This window comes from Leptolyngbya sp. FACHB-541, from assembly GCF_014695875.1.
Taxonomy (GTDB): Bacteria; Cyanobacteriota; Cyanobacteriia; order Elainellales; family Elainellaceae; genus JAAUTN01.
The window spans coordinates 1-16656 of sequence record NZ_JACJPC010000138.1 but is presented as its reverse complement, the minus strand read 5'-3'; the positions used below and the strand labels follow the sequence as shown (position 1 = coordinate 16656).

Here is a 16656-nt window from a genome sequence, read left to right as displayed (position 1 = left end):
CTTAAATCATCTGCACCTCTACAGGCACGGCGACTTCTCTATTCGTCCACGATGCTACCAAACGGGGGAGATGGGATTTGAACCCACGATCTTTCGCACGGGCGCGCGACTGCTTTGAGCCGGACTAAGCTACACCCCCAAAGGTGGCATTTATGCAATTTTCAAGGTTCAGGTTGGCTGATGAATCAGCAGGAATTAGAAGAAGCAACGCCGTTCCAGGTAATAGACTTGCTGGATGTTCTGTCGCTTTTGCTTGTACTGAGTGAAAGATGAATTTCCCTGATCTGATGGGTCGTCTTGAAGTGGCGTGGAAATGCCAGAAACATGAGTGGGTAAGAACTCTAAGAACTTCAAGAGACCATTGTTTTTAGTGAGGGAGTGAGTGTTCATTGGATTAGCTCCTCTGTGTTTCATCTCATACTACAAATATAATACAACGTACTACAAAGTGTCAAGAGGGTACTACAACTTTTTTGGAGCTGGGAGAGAACGACTGCCAGAAAATCCTTGTATCTCTCTCTCCCACTGGATCTGACCCCTAAGCTGGAGAGGAAATGTGGGCTTCGCTCATCTGCCACAGCTTGTAGATCAAGAACTCAGTACGATCGCTCATTACCGCCAAGAACATCCCTTCGTGAGCGTCTTTGTCCTCGGCAATCCAGCTTCCGCTGAGTCCGACTTCGACAAACTCCTCATCCACAGCAATGAGGGTGGCTACTAAGCCGTACTCCCGATGTAGTGCCATCTCCAGCACTTTCAGTTCAGGAATATCAGCAGGCAGCAGAAAGGAGGCACAACCGGGTTCAACATGGAGCGATCGCCCTAACTGCACTGCCAAGAGGACTCGCTGGGCAATCAACAATTCGGGGTTGGTCATGGTTTGCTCCATGTACAGCCCAACGTCGGTGTAGTTCAGCTTCAACATCAGTCGTGCCTCCTTTCTAGGCTTGAGGTCAGGTGTCAACAGGCTGCTGCTCTTTCCAGAACTGCTCGGCAAAGGCGATCGCAGGGTGCATCGGTGCTTTAGGTTTGGTCTTCAGCACCATTGGGGTTTCATGTAGGAGGCTATCGCCCTTAGCCGAGTTGCACTTCTCGCAGGCTGTCACTACGTTGTCCCAGGTATGGGTGCCGCCTTTCGAGCGGGGAATGACGTGATCCAGCGTCAGGTGCTTGGTGCTGCCGCAGTACTGACAGATGTAGTTGTCGCGGCGGACGACTTCTCGACGATTGACTGGAGGCAGTTTCCAGTGCCGCTCTGAATTACCACTGGTCAACCGGATGTGATCTGGGATTTGTAGTACGACACTGGGAAAGCGTACTTCCCATTGCTGGGTGCTACTGAATTCCAGGGTCTCTGCTTGTCCAGTAACCAGAAGCACGATCGCCCGTTTAAGGTTGATCCGCGCCAGGGGCAGGTAGTTCTTAGAGAACACCACGACCTGGTTTTGGAGTATTGGAATTTTCTGTCGCTGCTTGGTCTGCATCAGTTTTCTCCTCAAAAAATAACCCCCGCCTCTGAGCACCAGGAGCGGGGGTTGGGGAAGTTAATATGGGTTTCCCTATGTCGGTGTCAGGATTGCCCTGCACCTCCCGCTGCTAGTGGGTTGATCCGAATTGAGCCATCCGGTCACTTTGCTATCAATGCCTTCGCTGACGGATTTACCGCCACTAAACCGATACGTCCCCTCAAATGCAAACAGCGCCGCTGCTCTGCCTAAACCTGAATGGGGTCGGCACTGCATGGCGCTGGCTAATGTGATGAGGATGTGTATCATGGAAAGCTGTAGTATTTGTATTACAATTCTGGATGTCTACATACTACACTTGTAGTATTGACTTGTCCACCCTTTTAGAGAAATTAGGGCGTTGGTTATGAATACACATAAGCGAGGTAGCACTTCGGAAATGCAGGTCACGAGTATCCGACTAGAACCGGAACTGAAGGAGCGATTACGGGAAATCTCTGGAGAGCAGGGGTATCAAACCCTCATCCGAGACGTGCTCTGGCGGTTTGTAGAACAACAGGTGCGACCAGACGAGTTACTGCATGATGGAAATCGGCAATTACCCCAAAGGGAAAACGGCTTCATACTGCCCTCTTACCCCTCGATCTTTTCCCTATCAGATATTCGAGCGACGTTTAGGGCAGTTGCCCAGCAAGAACAGCGATGCGCCGTTACGGGTCAACTGATCCATCCACAACAACCCATGTGGTTGGGATTGACAATGACTGGAAATATGGTTCCTCTGAGTTTTGGAATGACTGATGATGGAGAGTGAGGCGATCGCCGCTTGAAATAGCTGCAATACTCGTTTTGAGCAGAAAACTTTGTTAGTAGACTTGTATAGAAAGCTTTGAGGCTTTATTTGAGGTTAAGACAACTAATGAGGCTAACAGAGGCACGAGATCGAATTGAAGAGTTATTGGCTAAGTTTGTAACGTCAATTGATATAGGATCACGTAGCGGTAGAACTGACCTCAATAAAGACGCAGAAACAATATTGATACCTTTACTCAATGAGGTATATGGATGGAGCCTGACAAATCTTAATTCTGAGAAAAAGAATTATCCTGGTATTGATCTAGCTGATGAAGTAGCAGGAATATCCATTCAAGTCACAGCTACCCCTACCCTTGACAAGGTTAAGAAAACCCTTAAGAAATTTATCGAAGATAATCAGTATTTAAAGTATTCTCGATTGATTATTTTTATCCTGAGAGACAAGGAAGAACCTTACTCTAATAAAGTAATTCAATCGATCGTTCAAAATAAATTTCATTTTGATTCACAAAGAGACATATTAAACCATCACGATCTTTTTAACAAAATTCTTGAATTTGAAATTGCTAAAACATTAAGAGTTCAAGAAATTTTAGAAGCATATTTTGGTGAAGATCAAAGGTTTTCATCGGTGCTGACTGATAGATCAAGGCAAAAGATTGATTGGAGGGAAACTTGCAGAGATCTGCTGAGCCATTGGAAAGGATTAACAACGAATGCTTTGATGAGGCGGAATGGAGTTCGCTTTCAACTGAATGAAATCTTTGTGCCGTTAGGAGTAGTAGAGAGACGAGAGAAGTCAAAACACAGCTCTAATGATGGTGCCTCAGCAGAGCAAGGTTCAGAACTTTATGAGGAGAAGATTATACCCATTACCCCAAAGGACTTTTTTGAACAAGTATTGCGGCAACGGCAAAGTAAGCATAGCCAAGGAGAGCGTATTGCAATTATTGGGGAACCTGGAGCCGGAAAGACAACCCAACTTCAGAAAATTGAAGATTGGATTCTAGAGGAAACCGATGGAATACCCATTTGGATTCCGTTAGCAGAAGTAGGAACAAGAAAACTAAGAGAGTGTTTACTGGGTGACTGGCTGCAAACAGCAATTCAGGAGCTAGAAGTCTCGCCAGAGCACCGAGATGAACTGGAGCAACTGCTCAAAACCGGGAAGGTTTGGTTGTTGCTGGATGGTGTGGATGAAATGGCAATTTCGGATGCACTTTACCAGATTGCTACTCAGATGCGTGAGGGCTGGTTGCAGAATGTGCGGGTTGTTCTAACCTGTCGGTTAAATGTGTGGGATACGGGGAAGAATGCACTTGATGGTTTCGATGTGTACCGCAATCTAGATTTTGAGTACCCAACCGAAGTGCATCAGCTTGTTGATAAATGGTTTGCAACTGAACCAGCATTACAGCAAAAGCTGAAGGTAGCGTTGGAACAACCGGGCAGAGAACGAATTCAGGATATGGTGAAAAATCCATTGCGCTTGACCTTGCTCTGTTACAGTTGGCAACTGCGGCAAGGTGAACTCCCGGAAACAAAAGCTGAACTGTATGAGTGGTTTATGGATACGTTTTATGAATGGAATAAGGGCAAGGTTCCAATACAATTAAGTGCAGCCAAGCGTGAAGAATTGAACCGTGCTTTAGGAAAACTGGCGAAAGAAGCAATTGATCAGAAAAGTTCTCGCTTTCGTCTACGAGAGAGGTTTGTCAACAGGTTTCTTGGTGCTACCGATGATGAGGATTCACTGTTTTATCTTGCGCTCCAACTTGGTTGGCTCAATTGTATTGGCGTTGCAGAAGAAAATCCGCTCGAAAGTGTCTATGCCTTTTTCCATCCTACGTTTCAAGAATACTTTGCAGCATTGGTAATTGGTGATTGGCATTTCTTCCTAAACCATGTTCCTCATAATCCAGATGAAGGAACTTATCGAATTTTTGAATCGCAGTGGAATGAAGTTTTTCTGCTGTACATGGATATAGACAATATTCAAACTGGACTAAAAGTTGAAACTACTCTAGAGCTTATTGAGTTTGAGGAGGAGTGTTGGATTTATTATACTTTACAAGCAAGATTTTTTGCTGCGATTGGCATTCAATGTATCAAAAGTAAAATTTTGGATAACTCTTCCAATGAGATGAGATTACTGCTAGAAAGGATTGACAATTTAATGATAGATAACACAATAAATTTGAGTTTTGGAATTTCAAACCCTGAAAATAGAACTTCTATAAAATCAATTAAACCTGTTGAAAGATCAGCTAGAGAGTTACTTAGGAGACTTGATCAGGAACAAGTCATTAAAAAACTTATTGGTTTAGTAAATCGAGGAATCCCTGAAAATGTTTTACGTGAAATCCTCGCTTACTTTGAGAGAAATGGAAAGAAAAGCCCAGAAATTATAGAGTTTTTGATACAGATACTTCAAACGAGTAGGGATTTTTGGAACCGTGCTCTTGCTGCCGGAGTTTTACTTAAAATTGCCCCGGAACATCAAGAAGCTATGGCTGCTGTTGATGAACATGAGCGCGTTTATGAAGTCGTCATGTATACACATACTCCAGAAGTCGATCAGACTCAATCTTTCCTTGAAAGTTATTCAACTAAGGAAAGCTCTACTATTAACATCAATAGTTTAATTTGTGAAATTGAAAATTGTAGTGATGATTGGGATGTTAACAGAATTACTGGAGAAATTAAAAAGGAGCTTAGACGTGAAAATTTTACAGAAATAATTAGAACTTTAAAGAGAAATTTTTTATCAAATGAAAGTTTTCTTGCTAGCATTGACGCCAACCTTTTACAGTATGAATCTTACACTGATATAGTTTGGCATTGTGCTCAAAACATGAGATATCTAGACTTTTATCACGCATGGTATGGTTCTCCTTCTACTCGTGCTGATTTGTCTACAGATGATGGAGAGGTAAAGCTATGAAGACCCAAAATAGTATTGAACTGCCAATAGAACAAATTCAAAAATTTTGCGATCGCTGGCAGATTATCGAGTTCGCCTTATTTGGTTCTATTCTGCGAGATGATTTTCGTCCTGATAGTGACATTGATGTGTTAGTCACTTTCGCACCAGAAGCAAAACGAGGGTTATCTGAAACCCTGCAAATGAAAGACGAGCTACAAATCATCTTCGGTCGTAAAGTCGATTTTATTGTCAAAGCGGCGATCGAACGCAGCGAGAACTGGCTACGACGCAAAAATATTCTCGAATCTGCACAAGTTGTCTATGCCACGCGATAACGAATCCTTAATTGATATTGAACGAGCAGTCAGGCGAGTTTTGCGCTATGCCGCTGATTGCGATCGTGCCAGTCTCGAAATAAACGACGAAAAAGTATCTGCAATTCTCTATCAAATTACGATTATTGGTGAAGCAACCAAACGGTTGTCTCAGGACTTTCGTCAGCAACATCCAGAAGTTCCCTGGCGAGAAATTGCAGGAATGCGGGATGTTATTGTTCATGAGTACGATCAGGTTGATCTCGATGTCGTTTGGGATGTGATTCAAAACAAACTGCCTGAATTACTAACCTCTCTTCAGTCGTTACTCCCGTCGGAAGAGCCATAACCGTTGCCGTAATAAAGTTATGGATGTTCTCAATCGCATTATGGTTTGGAGCAGAAGCGCGATTGCAGTGAAATGACTGACTATTGTGCTGCGATCGCTTCCACAATCAATTCTGCTGATGTCAAGCAGAGAGGGAAAAACCTGCTGCCAGCAACCAACCGAAGAATAAAGCAGAGCCGATTGCGTAGACCCATGCTCGATTCAACAAACTAGCAACCAGAGACAAGATTCCCATCAGTGGTGGAAATAGCGGCAACAGCAAAAGCATAAATCCCAATTGAGGTAGAAAGTTGAGTGTCAACACGAAGCCACCAATCAGGACGACGCTCTGTCCCAGCCACCAGAGAATGCGTTTGCCAACCCCAATATTCTCTTGCACGATTCCCGCTGCCAAAAACCAGGGGAAACAGGCGATCGCCACGGGCACCCACACTTTGAGTCGAATTGGAATCAGCCACCACTGAAGCCAAGTCGTCTGCGCCAATGCACCAAAGGCAATCTAGAGGATGATAAACAGCACAACTCCCAGCCCAACGGCAGGAAGGGTAGGGCGAGGTAGACGCGCTAGCACTCCCAGCCAGGTGAATCCAGCAATCAAAAACCAGACTCCAACTGCTCCACCAACTTGAACACCACCCAAATTCTGGAGTTCAAACTGCTGACTCAGCACGACTAACCCTGCGGTTGCCGCCAGCGGAGCAAGGATTAAGCCTGCCCATCGTCGAATAGGAGCTATTTTTGTGGCTATCAATGGAGGGTGAATTAGGAAGGGTGAGATTGCTGCTAATCCGATTAACCAAACTAACAGGTGTAGTCCATACCAAGCCATGCGGCGGTCGCGATAGCGTTGACTCGTCAAATCGCGATACTGGCTACCATTTGCTCCCCCAAACGTTGCATCCAGCCACCGTAGTGCTGCCTGATGACTACCATCACTAAACAGGATTGTGATATGTTCGACACCCGGAATGACCACCAGTTCTCGCCCCTGCCCTGTTGCCAAGTTTGTGTTATCTCCCCCCGCCTGTGCCAGCAATCGCTCGGCATTGCCCACAAATCGTCCCTCTCCACTCCCTGCCTGTAGTTGCAGATTTCGGGGAGATTGGGGAGTTACATTCCCCCCATTGGAGAAACCGCAACGGTCGCCGCAAAGCGATCTCGCTCACGAATGCCAGCATTCATCACAATGCCGCTGCCCATCGAGTGCCCTAGCAATGCCAAGCGACTTGGGTCAACCTGGGGTTGTTCTAGGAGAGCTTGCAAAGCGACATCCAGATTCTGCTGTAGCTCATAACGCTGTAAACGAGTCCCGTTCGCGCCATGTCCATCAAAATCCCAGAGCATGACCGCATAACCTGCATGAGCCAGGACGTGTCCATACCCCAACATTAACTGTTTAGAGCCTGCAAACCCATGTGCAACCAACACTCCTGGGACTTCACTTGCCCCTTGAAGAGCCAGGTAGAGCAGAGGAATACCCTCTTTTTGGAACGATCGCACCTCCAGCCCAGATCGAGCGATCGCGATACCTACCCAGGACAAAACAACCAGCAGAATTGCGAGTATCAGCAGTCCCCAGCGTTTATAGTTTAATTTCACGGGCTTCAGCCAACGTTCAAACACCACCTACTGGTGTAACGCAAAATCAATCTTCAGGATTTAGAAATTCAGCCAATATCTCGAAGTTAGCGATTCATGGTCAGACGTGAAAAGCCATTTCTTCTCGACGATCGCCCCAACAATGTGAGCAAAACAGCTTTCCTTGAACGGTGAGGCGAACCGAAGCCGTGAAACTCACTACTCCAGTTCACCCGCGACAGATTGCCAATCTAGAACCAATTTTAACGGCTTCAGCAGGGGTCACGCTTTCGATCTATCTTCACTCGCTTATTCGGGTCTTGCTGGTGAACCCAGACGAAAAATTTCTGTAGCTGCGGGTCTTGCTTCAGCTTCTCTAACGTATTCAAGTGCAGTGCCAGATGGGAGTTGTCGTAGAGCGTATGGATTTGTCGGTGGCAGGCAGAGCAAATTTGAATTGTGGGGCTGGGGTCAAGACCCTTGCGTTTCGTCTTTTGACGAGGAATCAGGTGGTGTTCGGTGAGATTGGACATCTCTCGCTGGCAAGGTTCACAGGGCTGCGGCATTGTTTAGTAATCAGTGGATGATGGGGAACAGTGACCCATAACTTGATCCTAGCGATCGCCCTCCCGGTCCAACACTACCAGCCTAATCGGTTTACCTCCAACACACAGTTGTAGAGCGTTTGAATTTGTCAGTGGCAGGCAGGAAAAAACTTTCACTGAATTGTAGGAGGATGCCAACCACTAATAACCCAACGCGAACGAGCAGCCACGATGACCGAATTGTTCATCCGTAATGCAGCAATCGTGGCTCGTCCGACTGGCGTTTGCCCCTCCACTCGTAGTTGCATCTAGGCTCCAAGCGAAGTGTTCTGACCACTGCTGTGCCCTCGGATTAAACAAGGGAACGATTTCCCCAGTGAGCGGATCCTGGGCTTGGTCAAGTCGGATTTGTACTCACTGCAGGAGCGACAAGCCAAGCAAACATTTTCAAAGGAAGTGTTCCCGCCTTTGGACTGAGGATGAATGTGGTCAAAGCTTATCGGAAGACCGCTATTGGCTTCGCTAGTCAAGCAGTAGCAGCAGCGATGGCGATCGCCCTCTCGAATTTGAGTCCTTAAAGATTCAGGAATATAGGCAGACACAAGTAATTAGAGATGGGGAACACGATGACCACGCCAACGTAAAAGAGCAGCAGCATGGGCTTTCCGTAACATGAAAAGATCCGCCTGCGATCGCAGTTCTACCAACTCCACCTGTTCTGCTGGGGTAAGAGTGTGTTCCTTGTTACGCTCCAACAACTCGAAATGCCGTGCCATCTCCTCCTCAGTCTTGCGACCGGTGGCAACTTTCCATAGAGCCTCATCTTCCAAACGGTCAAGAGCGGCTAAATCTGCCTTGAACTCATCGGGTGCATTCTCCCAATCTGGAGGACTACCGACTTTCAGCGCATGAAGCATGACCTCTTCAAGCGATCGCCCGGTTGCGATCGCCGTATTGACCAATCGCTGATAGATAGGATCTGGAAGTTGCAATGTGACAGTTGCAGTCATACGAGGACAACAAGTTTATCTCCTCATATTCTACCGGGAGCATCTTGAAGACGGAAAGCCAGTCAGCGAGTACCAGCTGAAAGAACATAGTACCTTACACCTAAAAAGCCTCATGAAAGAGTAGATTTAGCGTCAATGGTAGGTAATTACCAACGGAAGGTGGAGTTGCCTCCATGAAATGACACGTAATCTTTTGGGAAATTGGTGAAACTCAAAACCAATAGAGTGTAGAACTTCTAGGTTCTTCTTTACCTTAGATTTTGTGTAGAGACAATATCTATCGTTTAATGACTGAGAGCTTTTGGACTATATATTCCCTTGTCTGCTCACCGATTACATTACCTTCATTATCAAGCCCTTGCAGAGTCAAATAATGCTTTCCTTCAGTTTGAAATCCAGGATATTCATAAAACCCACTAGACTTTAAACCTACTTCCCGGCTTTCCTTATGATCTCGAATCAAAACTAACTTCTTGATTCGAGAGTCCGTTCCTTCAATGACCAAAGGAATAGTTAGTCCTGCAAAAACTGGCTGTCCGCTAAAAGTTACTGCCGCAGAACTAGGCAAAGATGGACAAGGTGAGGCCAACCAGTTCCTAATAGGGGGCGCTAAAAATATAATCGCTGTTAATGCTGCAGAAACTAATGATGGAAAAAGGGCTTTAATCAAAAAATCTTTTAGATTAGAGATAGCTGTATTTTCTTGATCTAAAGATATTGCAGACGGCATGACTTTACGGGGAGTAGTTAATGTACTAGATGATTTCCTAATTACTCGCCAATTCTGTGGCTCATCCAATTTCTTTAGAGATGTTGAGGATGTAAAAATAAAAATTAAGTTTTGGTTGTTTTGGGGCAAATAGCACTTTTCAATCTGTTCAGCAATCTTGTTAATTTTATCTGCTGTGCATCTGTCATCGTCATTTATTTCAAGTTTAGTTTTAGGCTCAGAAATGCTGGATGCAGCAAATTCTTCAGGCTGTAGAGCAGAAAATGAAGACTGAAATCCATAGTTTTCTGCGACCTGTACTACTTTATCTACATCTCGCTGTAGGGATCGGTTAGAAGATGTCGATATCTGGCTTTTCAAGGCATAGGCAGCTAGTGCTCGGAATGCAGACTCATCCTCAGAATCTTGGCTAATCCACATCACCGAATTCCTGATCGGGCGGTGGGCAATATCCTTGCGATCACTTTTCAGTCCCGCTACCAGTAAGCAGATCTGACCATTCCATCTTCCCAGTACTACTGAGAAATCCCTCAGTTCTATAGAATCGATCATTGATGAGTACAAAGGTGGATCTAAAGGCTCTATCCCAGATTGGTTAAGCTTTAGCCAGGTATAGTCCTGCTCCCGTGAAAAGCCACGACTTTGAATAAAAATTTGCATCTCACCCTCCTAATCAACAGTCAGCAGAAGTTGCCCCTGCACTACTTCAGAGCTACTATCTCTTACGCAAGCAAATGTAAATTGACGAATTGCATCCTTAAACTCTGTATCTCTATTGAGGAGGGCAAGAATTAATTTGAAGAATCCCCATGCCCGCTGCTCGTCATAACGTTTCAGGAGAAAGCTCAGTAAGTAGCGTAGGGGTTGCTCGCTACCTTTTGGATTGTATTTAGCAGCTGCATTTGGCTTGCGGAACACAAATTGAGGAGATTCCTCAATTACATCAATACGAGAGAAGAAAACACTACCAACAGTTTGTACGGGTGTAACTACAACTGCAACTTTTGTTAGCAATTCTTCTGAACGAAGATGATTGAGTAAGTTCTTATAGCTCTCTCGAATTGCTTTGTGCAACTTGCGAAGCGATTCACTGTCTTGCAAATATTTCTCACACTTGACAGGTGCTAGAATAACTAATCGAGGTGAATCCAAATTTATGTAAGTATTCTCGAATAACTCAGTAATCTGTTGCGGTCGGTTAACCGAATCATGCCAGCGACCACCCTCTTCCATAAGTGCTGTGGCATCGATTGCAACTAGTACTGCAACACACTCAGTCAATTGTTGAGTGAGATATTCCTGTTTATCTTTATGGTAACCACCGGGGTAATCCAGAAATTGTAGGGTTAGTAACGAGTTGTTTTTACCCCGTTTCCCTAAGTCAAACTTAAATACTGAAACTTTATTAGAGTTTGATATCCCTCCTTCAGCTTTAATACTGGTAAATGTGTCAGGAAGGTTTTTAAGTTCGCTCAATCGGTCTTGTAAAAGAATTCCACTATCACCTACCGGAGTTAACTGTAACCTAGTCCCACTAGCAACATCCTTAAACTGCTCGTACATAGCAGTAAGCAGGCTTGTCTTGCCGACACTACTGGGTCCCAGCATCGTGATCTTTATCTCTGTCATTGCAAATACCCTTTACTCAATTTAGAAGATCGTTGAGGAGCAATTTATTCGCGTCTTCAACACGCTCAATCAGTCTTTGCCATTCTTTCCAGGCTTCAAAGACTTCAAATTCACCAGTCCAAACCTTAGTACGGACTCGTCGCAAGAATTTTTTCCATTGGGCTTTAACATCTTTTGCCCACAGCACCCCATCTACAAATTCCTCTGCGATCGCAAACACAGCTTGGCTTGGTTCTTCCAGTAATCCCTTTGTTTCGTGCGAGCCTTTCAACGCTTGCTCACAGTTGTAAACGGCTTCTTTCTGTAATTCTCCTAAAGTTTCCAAAATATCCTGTGCGGTAGGCGATTTAGAAATTTGAGGACAGTTAAGTGCGCCAGGGGTAAGGGGATCAAGTTGGGGGCGAATGCGATGCTGAATCATCCCACGATATAGAAGGTCAAATCCTGCAAAGGTTTGAAAGACTTCTTTCAAGATGTGCAGATCGTTAGGAATTTGTTGAGCAACCTCGTTCAGAAACTCAGCTCCTTTTGCCTGTGAAAGCCCTGATAAACCACTGGCGGTAGCCAGTGCAGTAGCCATTTCACCCTTTGCCTGATTTAGGGATTGCTTTAAGCCCTGATCCAGCGAAATAAATTTTTGCGAGAGCATCAAACGAACTTCGTTGAGGCACAATTCATAGGCTGTTTGAGGTCCTCCTTTGCTATCAATCCAGCCTTGAATAGTACTTAGAGGTGGAACACCTGTATCTTCCCGACAATGTTGCAGTGTTTCCTCCATCTGCTTCTTAAATGCGGGATCAGGGTCATTACGCCGACTGCGAATCTCACCCAATTTCGCCTTCAAACTTCCGGCCAATGCCTCCCAAAATTCCTCAAACAGATCGTCAACGCGTTCTTCCTCAGCAAAACTTGAGCTCTCATACCCCTGCCGTGCTTTTTCTAACTCTGCAATCACGTCCTCCTGAATTTGCTGCAAACTACTCTTGCACACAGACTGAAAATATTCTTCATCAAGACGAAGATCAGGATTGGTTAGATGTGTCAAAACAGCATCCAACAGTTGATTGGATGCTTCATGATTTGAACAATCAACAATCAAACATTCAACAACATCAAATGAAATAGCTTTTTGTAACTCCTTGCAACCACTCAAGTTGTCACCAGCACTAGATTGATGATTCAATACCATGAATGCTCGTTGAGCGATCTGGTTGAGCTCTCTCGCAGCATTGCGATACAAGACCGCATCTTCTTTTTCCCACTGGTACCGGATTGGGTCGGGTCTACGCACAAACAGGACAACATCTACTTCTTGCCCTAGAGTTCTTAGCATTAGAGCCTCGTCACCCAACTTAGTATCTCCTAAACCAGGAACGTCAACCAGTGCGATTTTACCAACATCCTCATTGCTAAAGCAGCAGTTAATTTTCACTTCCTTTACTGCTAAATGCTTGAACGTCGTTAACTGATTTTGGCTATCCCTCTGTTGAGTAACGTACTCTTCAATTTCCTGTTTAGAAATTTCTTTTTTTCTAGGTTGTATGTCCGCTTGTAGGAGCGATCGATACTTATCTACATGCTCATGATAATCTTTGAGATGCTTGTAAACCTCAATCTTCAGCGCATCATCATCTACCAAGTCTGGCAATCGATTATATGCAAATGCATTCAGATTTACAGGTGCTTCATTCCAACCTAGCTCTTGCCAATATTCATGAATAACGTCCCGTAAAAATGATTCTTCTGAATGTAAAACAACTGAAACTTGAGTCGCACCCTCGTGATTGTATAAAACACTTCGAACTGCGGTGCAAGCTCGTCCCACTCTTGCCGGGATCTCAACATCGGTCAATCCGCTAAAGCTTTGTAGCAAAGTACTTTTGCCCTGCCCCATTCGCCCGATAACGCCAACATTGAGTGTAGGTCTATCAAACCGGTTTCTCAGCTTCCTTAAAGTTTTTAGCTCGTTAGAGATACTGTCTTTGCAACGTGAAATGTTGACCATCTCTAAACGTTGCCTAACCACTTGACTTTTAGCTTGCCCAAGCACAGCCTGTCGGTAAGCTTCAAGACGTCCTAACTTGTCTGCTAAAAATTCCAAGTTAGCTTCAATTTGCTGAATCTTTTTTGCAAGCGGTTTACGTTTCTCAATGATTTGGTCAATGACAGCGCTTCTAGAAGTATTCATTGAATAGAAGGACTTATTGTTGTGACAGTACTATGACAAGAGCAACTGCAAGGAACCTTTACATCCCACAGCAGGATTGCTTTAGAATTAGAGTTCCCTCTTTTGAGGGGTTTATCACATTGGGTTAGCCTCATCTCAAACTGCATAACCCCATGGACGCGTTCACCATTGATGCTATTCGCATGATCATGTCGTCTTGTCTGCACCAATGTGAAGAGCATTCAAGTCCGGGGGCTACTACTTTCAGCGATGGAGCATGACCTATTCGAATGCGATCGCTGTATCAACGAGTCACTGGTAAATTGGGTCTGGAAGTTGTAGCGTAGCGGTTGCAATCATACAAGATAAGACAAATTTTCTTCCCTAGGATCAGAGTGAGGATGGGTAGCCACTCAGCGACAACTCCCTAAACAAAGCAATCGATTCCAACATAGAATCTACTCGTAGGATTATTTCATGAGTGATAGGCGATCTCAGCGTGAAGGAAAACGGCTCCAACGAAATGACACGTAATTCTTCGCTTAAGCCAGAAAAGCCTGAAATTACTGTTGCATATAGGTTTTAGCTTCTAAGCTAACGAAGTGACATGAAATTCTTCGGTGATCGCAGAAAACGCTAAAGCCCTTGCAGAATAGGAGTTTCAAGCAATGATTAACGAAATGACATTTATTCCTTCGGTAGCCTCACGAAATGACACGTAATTCTTCGGTGGCGTTTTCTCTAAAAATTGGCGACTAAAAAACCTCAAAGTCTTACTCTGTAAAGCTTTGAGGCAAAAAGCGGTTGTGACATTTATTTCTTCGGTTGTGACACTTATTTCTTCGCTCTACATCACCTCACCAGTAGTCAGCGCAATTCCAGTTAATGCTCCGTTTTCTTGCTCCAGCCGGGCAATCTTTTCCTCGCGAAGTTCAACTCCCCACGTTGATAATTGGTTTCGTTGGTCCTCACTTAATTCCGCGTTACCATTTGAACAAAGGATTAGATCACGGCTCCAGCCTGTGAGATGTTGCGCCATTTCAAACCCTGTTGCACCTTTGCCATAGATTGCCAGCGGTTGATCTTGAACTTCCCAGCCGTGACAGTAGGGGCAGTGAAACACACCCGTTCCCCATAGTTCTGCAAAGCCTGCGATCGCAGGCAACTTATCTGTTACACCCGTCGCTAACAGCAATTTTCGCGTGGTGAATTGCTCACCCGAATCGAGTGTGATTTGAAAGCGATCATCCTTCTCTGTTCCAAGCGGCTTGGCATCGATTACTTTACCTGTCTGAAATCTCACATTTTTATACTTGTGCAACTGCTCACGTCCGATTTGCAACAGTTCTGAAGGTGCAATTCCATCTCTGGAAAAGAAGCCGTTTGCTGCGTGAGATACAGCATTGCGGAGTTGACCAGAATCGATGACGAGAACCTGTTTGCGCGATCGCCCCAACAGCAGAGCAGCACTAAGTCCGGTTGGACCTGCACCCACAATAATCACATCCAAAAGACTAGACGAAGTGTAAGTGTTCATGTTTCTAGTTCGCTGACAAAAGAGGAGTAAAGCGTTATAAATGGTGATTGACTACGTTTCTGTGCTAGCAGAGGGTAAAGTTCCGGGCGAACCTAAAATCTCATCGCCAATGTCGGCAGAAATGCGATCGAACAACTCGATATTTGGTATGTCCGTTCTATTCTGCGTTCCTACGGCTGCAATTAATCGAGCAAAGGCACTGGGCGCAGCAATCATCAATCCATTCGCTGGTTGGTCGCCGAGTGCGGCAACGACGTGAGGTGTGCCGGCTGGAATCAGAAAGTTTTCACCTGTGCTGAGTACTAATTCTTGCTCACCTGCCCAAATCGTGAATTCTCCTTCCAGCACGTAGAGTTGTTCAGAATAGCGCGTGTGGCGATGAGGAGGAGTCTGTGAGCCAGGTGGAAAGTAACCTTCGATCAGATCATACTGCCCTCCGGTTGTGGTGTGATCGGCAAGGATGGTGAGGCAAGAACCAAAAAACCAGAAATATTGCATCATGAAATTATTCCTATTGAGTTTATGTGTAATGGCGCTGTAGTTGTTTTAAACGCACTCGATCGCAATAACGATTAATCTTCTTCCTTAGTCCGTCCTCATCCGGTGCTTGCTCTAGTTATCAAGATGACTCCGAATTTGGCTTCTGATAAAGAGTTTTTCTGTCTGTCCCAAGATGGCCAGTAGGACTAAAAACGCTCTTGCAATAGATTCCAGTGTCCAGTTGCGATGCACCAGGTCGGAAATTGTGATAATAAGCATCAATGCAATAATGACCCGAGGCATGATGGAATTTCGATCTTGAGGTAGTCCTGCTTGACTTCGATGCCAAAACGGGAAGGGGCTGAGGATAGCACAAAGGTATAACAATCCAGCATTCACGAGCAGAATTGTTTTAGTGTTTGAGGTGATGTTAGGAAGCTGAAGTGCGATCGCGGTTAGGCAAACTCTCGCTGCTAAATACAGTAAAGTGAACCGGGTAAAATGCCTCATCATTTCCTTTCATCTACCCTTCCAACACGATCGTATTAAAAATCTTGTCGTGCCAAGTCTGCTGCTGTGTATCCACAAAAAACCAGAGACACCCTACCCAAAAGATGAGGCTGCTCAGGTAGTATCCAATGGAGCCACGCAAACCTGCCATCAGAAAAGATAAAGAACGATAATCGGTTTTGACTACTTTGATGTTCATCATTCCCATGCCGATCGATCGTCCTCGACAGCTCCAGAAGTAGCCAAAGTACTGTATTTTGATGTTGTGTCATGAGTTGTTTCTTTTCCTTATTGGGAGACGCAAGACTATTTCTGCTGATCAATCTCCGTTCATTAATGAGTTGTGTCATAAACAGAAATTGATTTACACCAGCACACTCCGCCATTCACTATTAATCCATTCTGTCTTCTCTACCTGCAGTGTAGTAAACACTAATACTTAACCGCTTTCAGATTCTTACGACGGTTTGTCAGATTCTTATGGTGCTAGGGCGTGTTTTAAAACCCAGCTAAAATGGGAGTAGGAGTATTTCAAAGACAACAAACCAATCTTGGTTACACGCAATCCAATTTCACGCAAAGACCTAACCAATCAACAA

19 protein-coding genes, 1 tRNA gene and 1 pseudogene are annotated in these 16656 nt (G+C 44.8%); 4 read left to right on the top strand and 17 right to left on the bottom strand.

The features are described from left to right. Positions 1-62: 62 nt before the first annotated feature. The 5 genes from H6G00_RS30510 to H6G00_RS30490 all read right to left on the bottom strand — a co-directional run bounded on the left by H6G00_RS30510 (position 63) and on the right by H6G00_RS30490 (position 1775). Positions 63-139 (bottom strand) — tRNA-OTHER (locus H6G00_RS30510). A gap of 56 nt (positions 140-195) precedes the next feature. Further along, on the bottom strand, positions 196-390 hold the full coding sequence (locus H6G00_RS30505) for a hypothetical protein (protein ID WP_190799588.1): 195 nt from the start codon (positions 388-390) through the stop codon (positions 196-198). 148 nt (positions 391-538) lie between these two features. After that, positions 539-925 carry an alr0857 family protein gene (locus H6G00_RS30500; RefSeq protein ID WP_190799587.1) on the bottom strand — a complete coding sequence of 129 codons (387 nt, stop codon included), beginning with the start codon at positions 923-925 and terminating at the stop codon, positions 539-541. A gap of 28 nt (positions 926-953) precedes the next feature. Next, positions 954-1484: an HNH endonuclease gene (locus tag H6G00_RS30495; RefSeq protein ID WP_190799586.1), complete on the bottom strand. Its 531-nt coding sequence runs from the start codon at positions 1482-1484 to the stop codon at positions 954-956. Between the two features lie 75 nt (positions 1485-1559). Continuing rightward, positions 1560-1775 carry a hypothetical protein gene (locus tag H6G00_RS30490; protein WP_190799585.1) on the bottom strand — a complete coding sequence of 72 codons (216 nt, stop codon included), beginning with the start codon at positions 1773-1775 and terminating at the stop codon, positions 1560-1562. A 97-nt stretch (positions 1776-1872) separates the two neighbouring features. Between H6G00_RS30490 and H6G00_RS30485 the strand changes: the two genes are divergently transcribed. The 4 genes from H6G00_RS30485 to H6G00_RS30470 all read left to right on the top strand — a co-directional run bounded on the left by H6G00_RS30485 (position 1873) and on the right by H6G00_RS30470 (position 5871). After that, positions 1873-2280, top strand: a complete 408-nt coding sequence (locus H6G00_RS30485) for a hypothetical protein (protein ID WP_190799584.1) — start codon at positions 1873-1875, stop codon at positions 2278-2280. A gap of 105 nt (positions 2281-2385) precedes the next feature. Continuing rightward, positions 2386-5226 carry an SMEK domain-containing protein gene (locus H6G00_RS30480; RefSeq protein WP_190799583.1) on the top strand — a complete coding sequence of 947 codons (2841 nt, stop codon included), beginning with the start codon at positions 2386-2388 and terminating at the stop codon, positions 5224-5226. Then, the gene (locus H6G00_RS30475) at positions 5223-5543 is read left to right on the top strand and encodes a nucleotidyltransferase family protein (protein WP_190799582.1); all 321 of its coding nucleotides are present in this window, start codon (positions 5223-5225) and stop codon (positions 5541-5543) included. Before H6G00_RS30480 ends, H6G00_RS30475 begins: the two co-directional genes overlap by 4 nt. Next, positions 5530-5871 (top strand): DUF86 domain-containing protein, encoded by a 342-nt coding sequence (locus H6G00_RS30470; protein ID WP_190799581.1) that lies wholly within the window; start codon positions 5530-5532, stop codon positions 5869-5871. Before H6G00_RS30475 ends, H6G00_RS30470 begins: the two co-directional genes overlap by 14 nt. Before the next feature lie 121 nt (positions 5872-5992). Here the strand turns inward: H6G00_RS30470 and H6G00_RS35825 are convergent, their stop codons facing one another. The 12 genes and pseudogenes from H6G00_RS35825 to H6G00_RS30420 all read right to left on the bottom strand — a co-directional run bounded on the left by H6G00_RS35825 (position 5993) and on the right by H6G00_RS30420 (position 16313). Then, on the bottom strand, positions 5993-6355 hold the full coding sequence (locus H6G00_RS35825; RefSeq protein WP_242042599.1) for a hypothetical protein: 363 nt from the start codon (positions 6353-6355) through the stop codon (positions 5993-5995). Positions 6356-6370: 15 nt separating this feature from the next. Beyond that, positions 6371-6925 (bottom strand): hypothetical protein, encoded by a 555-nt coding sequence (locus H6G00_RS35820; RefSeq protein ID WP_242042598.1) that lies wholly within the window; start codon positions 6923-6925, stop codon positions 6371-6373. A 56-nt stretch (positions 6926-6981) separates the two neighbouring features. Beyond that, a complete protein-coding gene (locus H6G00_RS36905; protein WP_347278245.1) occupies positions 6982-7470 on the bottom strand; it encodes an alpha/beta fold hydrolase in 489 nt (162 codons plus the stop codon). A 251-nt stretch (positions 7471-7721) separates the two neighbouring features. Then, positions 7722-8015: an HNH endonuclease gene (locus H6G00_RS30460; protein WP_190799580.1), complete on the bottom strand. Its 294-nt coding sequence runs from the start codon at positions 8013-8015 to the stop codon at positions 7722-7724. A 152-nt stretch (positions 8016-8167) separates the two neighbouring features. Then, a pseudogene (locus tag H6G00_RS36900) lies at positions 8168-8596 on the bottom strand (HNH endonuclease). A 6-nt stretch (positions 8597-8602) separates the two neighbouring features. Next, positions 8603-9004, bottom strand: coding sequence for a hypothetical protein (locus H6G00_RS30450; protein WP_190799579.1), 402 nt, complete (start codon positions 9002-9004; stop codon positions 8603-8605). Between the two features lie 277 nt (positions 9005-9281). Next, positions 9282-10394: a hypothetical protein gene (locus H6G00_RS30445; RefSeq protein WP_190799578.1), complete on the bottom strand. Its 1113-nt coding sequence runs from the start codon at positions 10392-10394 to the stop codon at positions 9282-9284. Positions 10395-10403: 9 nt separating this feature from the next. Next, the gene (locus H6G00_RS30440) at positions 10404-11363 is read right to left on the bottom strand and encodes a hypothetical protein (RefSeq protein WP_190799577.1); all 960 of its coding nucleotides are present in this window, start codon (positions 11361-11363) and stop codon (positions 10404-10406) included. Positions 11364-11379: 16 nt separating this feature from the next. After that, on the bottom strand, positions 11380-13551 hold the full coding sequence (locus H6G00_RS30435; protein WP_190799576.1) for a dynamin family protein: 2172 nt from the start codon (positions 13549-13551) through the stop codon (positions 11380-11382). Positions 13552-14377: 826 nt separating this feature from the next. Beyond that, positions 14378-15067, bottom strand: a complete 690-nt coding sequence (locus tag H6G00_RS30430; RefSeq protein ID WP_190799575.1) for an NAD(P)/FAD-dependent oxidoreductase — start codon at positions 15065-15067, stop codon at positions 14378-14380. A gap of 51 nt (positions 15068-15118) precedes the next feature. Then, positions 15119-15568, bottom strand: a complete 450-nt coding sequence (locus H6G00_RS30425) for a cupin domain-containing protein (RefSeq protein ID WP_190799574.1) — start codon at positions 15566-15568, stop codon at positions 15119-15121. Positions 15569-16070: 502 nt separating this feature from the next. Further along, positions 16071-16313, bottom strand: a complete 243-nt coding sequence (locus H6G00_RS30420; RefSeq protein ID WP_347278246.1) for an RDD family protein — start codon at positions 16311-16313, stop codon at positions 16071-16073. Positions 16314-16656 lie beyond the last annotated feature (343 nt).